This window comes from Pseudomonas sp. (assembly GCF_041601375.1).
In the GTDB taxonomy this organism is placed as follows: Bacteria; Pseudomonadota; Gammaproteobacteria; order Pseudomonadales; family Pseudomonadaceae; genus Aquipseudomonas.
Window position 1 is genome coordinate 1 of record NZ_JBFIIG010000158.1, and the last position, 9,830, is coordinate 9,830.

A 9,830-nucleotide genomic window follows, 5' to 3' on the forward strand; every position below is an offset into this window, starting at 1 on the left:
ATGTGGCTGAATTCCCGGGTCAACCCGCAACACCCGCCGTTCGACTGGCGGATAATTGCCAGCGGCTATGTACCGCAGTTTCTCTACCAGCACGGCTTGCTGGACAGCGCCGGCTTGCCGTTTGCCGAGCTTCGGCGGCGCTCCCACATCAACGCGCGGGCGCAGGCCGCAGACGATGCCGCGGACTTCTCCAGGCGCATCCGCATGGATGCCCCAGCGCAGCCCACCTACGGGACCGAACCGGCAGCCGCGGCTCCCGCAACCGGCAAGACGCAGGGTACTCGCACCGAATAAGCCGGCGATGTTCGCGCCCGTTGGGCACAGACTGTCTGTCGCAGAGGGACGGACATACATCGGGCACTAGTGTGGCAGTGTGGGGGGCGGGGGCGCCGGTACGCCGGACTGCCGGGTCGCCGGACCGTCGGAGCGCCGAACCGTCTAATCTTCACCCTGGGCGTCGTCCTTCTCCGCCGCATTGTCGGCCGGGTTGCGGCGCATGCGCGGGCCATCGGCTTGCACCGAAGGGAAGCGAGCGGAGGCGTAGCGCACCACCAGAATCGCCACGGCCAGCAACAGGATCGCCCCGGAAATCATCACCACGCCCATATCCGGGCGATGGTGGTGCGACACGTCGGAGATCAGCAAACGGGTCAGCGCGGTGATCGCCACATAGATCAGGAAGCGGATCGGCATATGGTTGGTCTTGAAGTAGATCCCGACCATCGCCCCCAGTTCGAGGTAGATGAACAGCAGCAGGATATCGTCGACCGTGGTGTGGCCCTTCTCGACCATGCCGCTGAACGCCATCACCGCCGCCCAGGCGGTGGCCCCGCCGATGGCGAACAAGGCCAGGTAGTGAAAGCTCTCGACCAGCAAGTTGCCGAGCGACTCGGCCAGTCCATGCAGGTGCTCACGCAGCGCCTCGGCCCAATTCAATTTCAAGATGCAGCTCCTCGCAGGGGGTGAAAATATCGAGCGCAGTCGTCGAGCGTTTTTTCGCAAGCACTCGGTAATGGGCTCGCCGCCATGATCGAACCCGCAGGTGACGGTTGGATTATGCCGGATGAGGAGCAGCCGCAAGGCCGAGAAGCCCGCTGTGCGGCAATAAGACACGCCCCCTCCCGGGGGCGCCGAGTGAAATCAGGCGGCACCGCACGCCGCGGCGCCGCCCCGGGTCAGGCTATTCGCTGATCGGTCCGCACTGGGCGGTCGGCATGAGCTGGAGAAACTGCTCCGAACTCATATGCACCAGACCTTCATGATCGCCCGACTCGAAATACAGGTCCTTGAGCGCCGTCAGCGACTCGTCGATCAGGGTTTCCATCTCGAAGGCGCTGCCCACCGGCGGAATCGCCCCGTTCGCGCAGTCGCTGAAACGCGGGCCGAACTCGTTTTCCCGCGCCAGTCGCCAGTGGCGTTTGGTCAGTTTGCGCACCTTGTTGAGGTCGACCTGGTGAGTCGCCGGGACCACCGCCATCAGCCAATGCCCCTGAAAGTCGTCGAGGATCACCGACTTGGCCATCAGATGCGGCGGTATGCCGGCGCGCCGCGCCGCCTCACGGGAGGTAATCGAGGGATCGTGCTGCAGCATGTCGTAGTGGGAGTGCTGTTGTGACAAGTAGTTTTGCAAACGGTTGGCCATGGTCATGATGCACCTCCTAACGTTGGCCTGAGAATCGACGCCAGCCCCCGCCTCCCGCTGAAGCCTGCGCCAACCGGGGTACTGCCGCGACGGGAGCATTGCGAGCCGTCCGGGTATCTCCCTGCCCTTTGTTTTGAGCCGCGCGTAGCACATACAAGTTTAGTGCATGGGCAAGACTGTGAGCGATGCACTAGCAGGCCCCGGTCAACTGCTTTACACTGCGCCAGCACTGTATATATGAACAGTTTCTTACAACCCATCAGCGTGAAGGCGTAGAGGTGATGAATGGCCGTCGAAGTGGTGTACCGCAGCAGCCGGGATCTGGAGCGTTTATTTATGGATAAAGCCGAAGCCGACCGTCATGACAAGATGCTCGAACTGGCCGAGCTGCTCACCGACGTATTGCAAAAGGCCGTGCCTTCGCTGAACGAACAGCAAGGCGAAGAGCTGGGCATCTTCATGGCCAAGAACCGCGAAATCTTCGCCAAGGCCTTCAAGAACCAACCGGATGCACTGAGCGAACTGAGCCAAGTCACGCCTGAGTGATGCTCAGACGAGGCGCCATGAGTGCCTGTGGCTACTCTGTCCCAAGCGGATGGTGCATGAGCCGAAACGGACTCTGCCGCGAACTCGGCCAATAGCCAGGCGTCGCCCCTGCTCAACTGCAGCCTGGTGCAAGCCGATCGAGCCAGCCGGACTGAAGCCGACGCCGTCCGAGGTAATCCATGTGCAGTGGCAGGCGCACCTGGTCCGTGTCCGCGAAAATCCTCGAAGCATCGACAACGCTCCGAGGATAATTCCGCGCCTAGCCTAGCGGGGGTGCAGATACCCCATGCAGCAGTAAACTGGAACACCGCCTTCTCAAACGCCGGCGTCGACTCGTCGGCTCTCCACCTAGCCGACGCTCGCCACTGTGCAACCGCCGCTTAACGCACATGCACATAGGTCCCCGGCGCGGCTTCCAGCGGCGGGTAGTCCTGGCTGCCGAGGGCCGTCAGGGTCTCGCGTTGCACGCCGGAGCGTGCCTGAATCCAGCCCAGCCATTGCGGCCACCAGCTGCCTTCGTGCCTCTGCGCCTCGCTGTGCCAGGCGTGCGGGTCGGCGCTCAGGGTGGTGTGTTCCATATAGGTGGCCTTGGGGTTGCCCGGCGGGTTGAGGATGGCCTGGATATGCCCGCTGTTGGACAGGATGAAGCGCTTGTCGCCGCCGAGCAGTTGGGTCGAGCGGTAGGCCGTGTCCCAGGGGGTGATGTGATCGTTGACCCCGGCCACGCTGAAACTGTCGACCGTGACCTTCTTCAGATCGATCGGCGTACCGCAGACCTGCATGCCGCCGGCATGGCTCAGGGCGTTGAGGCGGAAGAAGTCGAGGAAGTCGCCGTGCAGGGCGGCCGGCAGGCGGGTGTTGTCGTTGTTCCAGTAGAGAATGTCGAAGGCCGGCGGCTGCTTGCCGAGCAGATAGTTGTTGACCCAGTAGTTCCAGACCAGGTCGTTGGGACGCATCCAGGCGAACACCCTGGACATGTCGCGACCATCCAGCACGCCCTGCTCGGAGGAGCGGCGCTTGGCCGCCGCCAGGGTCTGCTCGTCGACGAACAGCGCCGCCGGGCTCTCCACCTGGCTGTCCAGCAGGCTGACCATGTAGGTTGCGCTGGCGACCTTGCGCAACTGCCGCTTGGCCTGCAGATGGCCCTGCAGGACGGCGATGGTCAGGCCGCCGGCGCAGGCGCCGAGCAGGTTGACGTCCTTGCTGGCGGTGATCGCCCGGCAGGCATCGATGGCCTCCTCGGCCGCCCGCACATAGCTCGACAAGCCCCAGTCGCGGTGCGCCTTGGTCGGATTGCGCCAGCTCACCACGAACACCTGCAGGCCGTTCTTCAATGCGTACTGGACGAAGCTCTTGCCCGGAGCCAGATCGAAAATGTAGTACTTGTTGATCTGCGGCGGCACGATCAGCAGCGGCCGCGCGTACTGCTGCTCGCTCATCGGCTTGTACTGGATCAGCTCGAGCAACTCGTTGCGCAACACCACCGAGCCAGGGGTGACCGCCAGGTTGCGGCCAACCTCGAAGGCCTGCTTGCTCACCTGGCTGGGCATGCCGCCGTTGTGCAGCAGGTCGTCGACCAGGTGGCCGATGCCCTTGAGCAGGCTGACGCCGCCGGAGTTGAACAGTTCCTTGAGCGCCAAGGGGTTGAGCAGGCTGTTGGACGGCGCCAGGGCATCGCCGAGCTGGGCCAGGACGAAGCGCGCGCGGGCTTGCTCGTCGGCCGGCAGATCGCTCTCGTCGACCCAGGCCGCGAGCTGCTGTTGCCAGACCAGATAGGTCTGCAAACCGCGGCGATAGAAGGGGTTGAGCTGCCAGGTGGGATCCTGGAAGCGGGCATCGCGGCTGTTCGGCGGCAGCACGGTGTCGCCGCGCAGCACGCGCCCCAGTTGCCTGCCGAAGGCCAGGGCATGACGGCTGCTGTGGATCGGCTGCTTGATGCCCTGCAGAGCCAGGGTGCGCAGGGTGGACAACAGGTTGCGGCCGCGTAAGCCGCCCAGGGCGCTTTGCCCGGCATTGGCAAAGGACGCGGGTACGGGCAAGGTGCCCGACGCTGGTTTTTCTCGCATGGAAAATCATCCTCCGGTCATTCCGGCATGAGACGAACGCAGCGGGTCGATCGCCAGGCGCGGCTGGATAGGTCCGCACACCCGCGCCAAGCCTCAACCCGCAGATAGATAGACACCGCCAAGGGCTCAGCTGGCGATGCGTTGCGCAGCCCTGCGGTCAGCGAGCGGATAGCGCTGGCCACCCATTGGCGGCACGGACGCCGCCATGGCCGGCTGGAGGAATCCGAGCAAGGCCTGGCGGGTGTCGCGCCAGGCTGTCTTGTGCTCCATGTCGAGGAAGTGCCCGGCATTGCCGATGGTGCGGAACTGGCCCTGGCGGACATGGGCGGCAAACAGGCGGGCATCCGCCGCCGTGGTGTATTCGTCCCACTCGCCGTTGACGAACAGCAGCGGGATCTCGATGGCTTCGGCGCACGCTTGGTAGCACTGGGTATCCTGGGTCAGCACCTCGTGAACATGGAAATGCATCTGCAGGTATTCGTGCTCGGCAAGGCTGCTGATGTGCAGCAGGTTGAAGCGCTTGAACAGCGCTGGCAGGTGCTTGCCGATGGTGCCATTGATCAGGCGGCCTACGTCGCCGCCGGCGCGGGCCAGGAGCAGGTCCAGGCCGCGCTCCAGATAGTCGCGCATCGGCTGATTGACCCGCGCGGCGAAGGAGGTGATCACGGCCTTCTCGATCCGCCGCGGGCGCTGGGCCAGGGCCAGCAAGGTGGCCGCGCCGCCCCAGGAGAAGGACAGCAGATGGTTCGCGCGGAAGTGTTCGATCAACTCCAGGAGTATCTCGGCTTCGTCTTCCTTGCGGATCGGCTGGTCGTGGCGATTGTGCGCTTTCGACTGGCCGGCATAGGGCTGATCGTAGAGCACCACATTGAAACGTGGCTGCAGGGAACGCACCGTCTGGGCGAAGAATGCGGTGGTGGCCAGCGAGCCGTTGACCAGCATGATGGTCTTGGTGGCGGCAGGGTTGCGGTAAAGTTCCGTGTGGATTTTGTACTTCCCGTGAATTTCGACGATGGCGGTTTCCGGCCTCATATCGTTATCCTCTTGGCACAAATTGGGCGCTGCGGACAGTCTGCACGCTGCTCGCAGGGCCATAGCATCAGCAATAAAACGCCTGTACCCGAGACTTGAGCAAGTATCGGGCAGCCCCATAAATGACTTGTTTGCGTTTACTTAGTTGCAGTGGTTCATCGGATCGATTGTGGGTACTACGACAGAGGATCCTTCCGCTCCAACCAAGGCGCACTACACCGCACAGACCGACAACGCGGGCGCCCTGGAAGCTCGACATGACCGGCTGGTCACCCGTCGACTGGGGAGAAAATTTAAGCAGGCGTTGCGCGGGGGCGCAACCGCCCGGATGGGGCATTCCGACGAGCGCCTGCTCCGTCAGGCGTGATCCGACGGACGCCAGGTTTGAGTTGCATGGCGACTGCCAGCAGGCGCAGTTCGCCGCCCAGTGCTGGCGTCGCCAGCCCGGCGGCGAGGACCTTGTCCAAGCGTCGTGTCAATCCTGAAATGGCGCAGCACGCTGGGGCGGTTCGGGTCGCGCAGGTTAGCGGTGCCAACCTCCGAACGATCAGGCACCGCAATGGTGGCACGCCGCATAGCCCAGCAGGCGCCTCGCCTGACAACCGGGCGACGTTGCGCCACGGCAATAGCCTGTCGGGCAGCATCCTGGGCGGCAGGCTGGCGATGCTCCTCGGCCTGCGGCTGGTGTTCCGCTGCGCGCCGCGATCTCGAGCGGTTAGGGTCTGTACATCGGGTTCGGATGGCTGAGCGTCCAGAACAAGGCGTTGGGACACACCACAGAGGCCACTAACCCTCTGGCTGGAACGCCCGCTCCGGCACGGCGATCCAGGTGGCTTGGGCAACGGCGAGCAACTGGCCGGCGGCGGAGAAAACCGCGGAACCGGCCAGGTGCTTGCGCCCCTCGATGCCGAGCGGCCAGGCCATCACCACGCAGTGTTCGCCCGGCCGCACCTCGCCGTCGATGCGCGCGGTGAGCTGGCCGAGCACCAGGGTCGTGCCCGGCTCGAGCGGCAGCAGGGCAAAGGCGCCCGGACAGTCCAGCGCCGCCCAGAGGAATTCCGGCGCGGCCAAGCCGGGATCGACGACCCAGGGCGCGGCAACCAGCGCCTGCCCCGGCAGCGGACCGGGGAATATGCGCATGCCATCGCCTGCATGGCGCTGTGGCCCACAGACGAAGCAGCCCGGAAAGCTGTGCTGGCGAAACCCCAGGTAGTTGCGGGCGGCCTGCTCGGCCTCGGCCAATGTCGGCGCCGGCGGAACCGCCAGCTCGAGTCGGGCCGCCCGCCCCTCGCCGATCACGCTAGCGTCAGCCATTAGCCGGACTGCGCCGTCGGCGCCGCGCTGCAGAGCCAGCTCGGTATCCAACGGCGGAGGCGCCAGCAGCCGAACCGACGCGCAGCCGGCGATGTGACGAGCGATACGGCCACAGACATAGCCGCCATTGCCAGATAGCGGCGGCCCGCAAAATCGCTCGGCGATGCTCAAGGTTTCCAGCAGCATGACACGCTCCGCTGCCCCGTCATGGGGACTGATGAACTGAGAGGTTGTGAAAAACTCTCGCCTACTGCGACCGCCTCCTGGCGTCCGCTGCTGGCGTTGCGCTACGTAAAAAGCAGAGTCATTTAGCTCACTAAACTCCCCTACTTTTCACGCAGCGCGCCTTGCCGCGAACACCTGGAGACGCTCTCGCTACGGCGCTCGATATTTTCACAACCTCTGATGTTACTCGGGTGCCTCCAACGCCTGCACCAGCGCCTTGAGAAAACGCGCGGCCTCGCCGCCGGTGACCGCGCGGTGATCGAAGGTCAGCGACAGCGGCAGGATCGGGTGCACCACCACCTTGCCCGCCACCGCCACCGGCTCGTCGCGGATGCCGCCGGCGCCGATGATCGCCACCTGCGGCGGCATCACCACCGGGTTGGCGTAACGGCCGAACAGGGTGCCGAAGTTGGACAGGGTGAGGGTCGCGCCCATCATTTCCTGGGGGGGGATCGAGCGCGCTTTGACGTCGGCGCGCAGGCGCGCAATGCCTTCCTTCAAGTCCTCGGCCGTGCGGTCGCCGACATTGCGCAGCACCGGCACGAACAAACCGTCCGCGGTATCCACGGCGATGCCCAGATCGAGCTGGCTGTGGCGTTTGAGCGACAGGCCCTTGCCATCGAACCAGCTGTTGAGCAGCGGCTCGACCTGGCAGGCGGCGGCGATGGCACGGGCGATGCGCACCAGCGGGTCGCGCGCCTGCGGCCAGCGATGCAGGTCGGCGTCGCCGACAATGAACACCGGCACCACCTCGGCATGCGAGCGCGCCATGTTGATCGCCATGCTGCGGCGCACGCCGCGCAGCTTGGCGCCGCCGAACTTGTCGCGGGCGGACTGGGTTGCGGCCTCGACATCACCGCGGGTAATCAGGCCATCGTTGCCGGAACCGCTCAGGCCGCTCAGGTCGACGCCCAGCTGGCGGGCCAGTTGGCGCACCGCCGGGGTCGCACGCGGCGCCAGATGCTCGCGGGTCGAAGGCGCGGCGCCGACGAAGAAGCTGTCCGCCTGCGCCTTGCCAGCGCCTTCCAGACGACCGACCACGGTGCCGGCATCGGCCTCGCCCTCGTAGGCCAGCAAGGGCTCGCCGACATGCAGGATGTCGCCCTCGGCGCCGAAGGTCTTGGCCACCACACCGTCGTAGGGCGCAGGGATATCGACGATGGCCTTGGCGGTTTCCACCGAGACCAGCAGTTGGTCGGCCTTGACCTCCTCGCCGGCCTTGACGTGCCATTCGACGATCTCGGCTTCCTGCAGGCCTTCGCCGAGGTCGGGCAGTTTGAAATATTTCATCGTCTCCTCCGTCTTCGTAGGGTGGGTGAAACCCGCGATGATTGCGGCGCGGGTTTCACCCGCCCTACGCGTAATCCAGCACCGCATCGCAGGCCGCGAGGATGTCGGCGACGCCAGGTATATAGAGTTGTTCGAGGCGGTACAGCGGCGGCGGGATATCCGGCGCGGTGACCCGCTGGATCGGCGCCTGCAAGTCCAGCAAGGCGCGCTCGTACAGGCTGGCGGCGATCTCCGCGCCGACCGCGCAGCTCTTCGGCGCCTCGTGCACGATCACGCAGCGCCCGGTCTTGCGCACCGAGGCCTCGAGGGTGTCGAGGTCCAGCGGCTTGATGCAGGCGACGTCGATCACCTCGGCGGACACCCCGCGCTCCTGCAGCTGCGCGGCCGCTTGCAGGGTCTCGTGGACGCTGGCGCCCCAGCTGATCAGGGTCAGGTCGCTGCCCTCGCGCAGGGTGAAGCAGCTGTCCAGCGGCAGGCGTTTGCCATCGTCATGCAGCACCTGCGGATTCATCCGGTACAGCCGGGTCGGCTCGAGGAAGATCACCGGATCGGGATCGTCGATGGCCGCCAGCAGCAGGCCATAGGCGCGCGCCGGCGAGGACGGGATGACCACGCGCAGGCCGGGAATATGGGCGAACATCGCCTCGGTGCTTTCGCTGTGGTGTTCCGGCGCGCGGATACCGGCGCCCATCGGCGTGCGCAACACCATCGGGCAGCTCAAGCGACCGCGGGTGCGATTGCGCAGGCGACTGGCATGCGACACCAACTGATCCAGCGCCGGGTAGATGAAGCCCATGAACTGGATTTCCATCACCGGTTTCAAGCCTTGCGCGGCCATGCCGACCGTCAGCCCGGCGATCATGGTCTCGGCCAGTGGCGTGTCGATCACCCGCTTGAAGCCGAAGGTATCGCGCAGGCCGGCAGTGGCGCGGAACACGCCGCCGTTGACGCCGACATCCTCGCCCAGCACCACCACATCCTGGTCTTCGTACATGGCCCGGTGCAGGGCCAGGTTGATCGCCTCCAGCAGGGTCAGTTTGGCCTCACTCATGGCTGCTCTCCTCACGGCGGGCGGCGCGCTCCAGGAGCATGTCGCGCTGCTCGGCCAGCGCCACCGGCCACTGCGCGTAGACGTAGTCGAACAGCGTCTCGGCGGGCGCATTGCCGACTGCATCGAAGGCGTCGACCGCCTGCTGCACCAGGCCCTGGCACTCGCCGATCAACGCCTGCTCACGGCCTTCGTCCCACACGCCCTGAGCGGCGAGATAACTCTGCAGACGCTTGACCGGCTCTTCCTGCCAGGCCTGCTTGACCTCTTCGGCACTGCGGTAGCGGGTGGCATCGTCGGCGGTGGTGTGGTCGCCGAGGCGGTAGCTGATGCACTCCAGCAACACCGGCCCCTTGCCGTGGCGGGCACGCTCCAGGGCGACCTGCATGCGTTCGTAGACGGCGAGGATGTCGTTGCCGTCGACCTGCTCGCCGGGAAAGCCGGCGCCTATGGCCTTCTGCGCCAGAGTCGGCGCGCCGCACTGGATGCGCCTGGGCACCGAGATCGCCCACTGGTTGTTGTTGACCACGAACACCACCGGCAATTGCCAGGCACCGGCGACGTTGAGCGCTTCGAGAAAGTCGCCCTTGCTGGTCGCGCCATCGCCGCAGGTGGTGACGGCGACCCGGTGCTCGCCGCGGATTTTCATCGCCGTGGCCACGCCGCA

Annotated in this window: 9 protein-coding genes and 1 pseudogene; 2 read left to right on the plus strand and 8 right to left on the minus strand. The window is 65.5% G+C overall.

Going from position 1 to position 9,830, the window contains the following annotated elements:
• Positions 1-294: pseudogene (locus ABZE94_RS17130) on the plus strand (hypothetical protein); the annotation flags it as partial.
• Between the two features lie 144 nt (positions 295-438).
• On the opposite strand, the gene ABZE94_RS17135 reads toward ABZE94_RS17130, so the two are convergent.
• Together ABZE94_RS17135 and ABZE94_RS17140 are read right to left on the minus strand one after the other, a co-directional pair.
• Positions 439-942 (minus strand): phosphate-starvation-inducible protein PsiE, encoded by a 504-nt coding sequence (locus tag ABZE94_RS17135; protein WP_372876776.1) that lies wholly within the window; start codon positions 940-942, stop codon positions 439-441.
• Positions 943-1,180: 238 nt separating this feature from the next.
• Positions 1,181-1,648, minus strand: coding sequence for an aminoacyl-tRNA deacylase (locus ABZE94_RS17140; RefSeq protein ID WP_372876778.1), 468 nt, complete (start codon positions 1,646-1,648; stop codon positions 1,181-1,183).
• A 279-nt stretch (positions 1,649-1,927) separates the two neighbouring features.
• On the opposite strand from ABZE94_RS17140, the gene ABZE94_RS17145 reads away from it, so the two are divergent.
• On the plus strand, positions 1,928-2,188 hold the full coding sequence (locus tag ABZE94_RS17145; protein WP_372876780.1) for a YebG family protein: 261 nt from the start codon (positions 1,928-1,930) through the stop codon (positions 2,186-2,188).
• 380 nt (positions 2,189-2,568) lie between these two features.
• Here the strand turns inward: ABZE94_RS17145 and phaC are convergent, their stop codons facing one another.
• From phaC to ABZE94_RS17175, 6 genes are all read right to left on the minus strand, one after another.
• Entirely contained in the window at positions 2,569-4,254 is a 1,686-nt protein-coding gene (phaC, locus tag ABZE94_RS17150; protein WP_372876782.1) for a class II poly(R)-hydroxyalkanoic acid synthase, read from the minus strand.
• A gap of 126 nt (positions 4,255-4,380) precedes the next feature.
• Complete coding sequence (locus ABZE94_RS17155) at positions 4,381-5,286, minus strand: alpha/beta fold hydrolase (protein WP_372876784.1); 906 nt, start codon at positions 5,284-5,286, stop codon at positions 4,381-4,383.
• Between the two features lie 786 nt (positions 5,287-6,072).
• Entirely contained in the window at positions 6,073-6,786 is a 714-nt protein-coding gene (locus tag ABZE94_RS17160; RefSeq protein WP_372876786.1) for a hypothetical protein, read from the minus strand.
• Between the two features lie 222 nt (positions 6,787-7,008).
• Positions 7,009-8,115: a dihydrolipoamide acetyltransferase family protein gene (locus tag ABZE94_RS17165; RefSeq protein ID WP_372876788.1), complete on the minus strand. Its 1,107-nt coding sequence runs from the start codon at positions 8,113-8,115 to the stop codon at positions 7,009-7,011.
• A gap of 64 nt (positions 8,116-8,179) precedes the next feature.
• A complete protein-coding gene (locus ABZE94_RS17170) occupies positions 8,180-9,166 on the minus strand; it encodes an alpha-ketoacid dehydrogenase subunit beta (RefSeq protein WP_372876790.1) in 987 nt (328 codons plus the stop codon).
• Positions 9,159-9,830, minus strand: a 672-nt coding sequence (locus tag ABZE94_RS17175) for a thiamine pyrophosphate-dependent enzyme (RefSeq protein ID WP_372876792.1), incomplete at its 5' end; no start/stop codon positions are given. The genes ABZE94_RS17170 and ABZE94_RS17175, both read right to left, overlap by 8 nt.

Bases quoted from the DNA above. Each gene is read 5' to 3' on its own strand.
- ABZE94_RS17140 (WP_372876778.1), bottom strand. From the start codon at position 1,648: ATGACCATGGCCAACCGTTTGCAAAACTACTTGTCACAACAGCACTCC.
- ABZE94_RS17160 (WP_372876786.1), bottom strand. From the start codon at position 6,786: ATGCTGCTGGAAACCTTGAGCATCGCCGAGCGATTTTGCGGGCCGCCG.
- ABZE94_RS17145 (WP_372876780.1), top strand. From the start codon at position 1,928: ATGGCCGTCGAAGTGGTGTACCGCAGCAGCCGGGATCTGGAGCGTTTA.
- ABZE94_RS17165 (WP_372876788.1), bottom strand. From the start codon at position 8,115: ATGAAATATTTCAAACTGCCCGACCTCGGCGAAGGCCTGCAGGAAGCC.
- phaC (WP_372876782.1), bottom strand. From the start codon at position 4,254: ATGCGAGAAAAACCAGCGTCGGGCACCTTGCCCGTACCCGCGTCCTTT.
- ABZE94_RS17170 (WP_372876790.1), bottom strand. From the start codon at position 9,166: ATGAGTGAGGCCAAACTGACCCTGCTGGAGGCGATCAACCTGGCCCTG.
- ABZE94_RS17155 (WP_372876784.1), bottom strand. From the start codon at position 5,286: ATGAGGCCGGAAACCGCCATCGTCGAAATTCACGGGAAGTACAAAATC.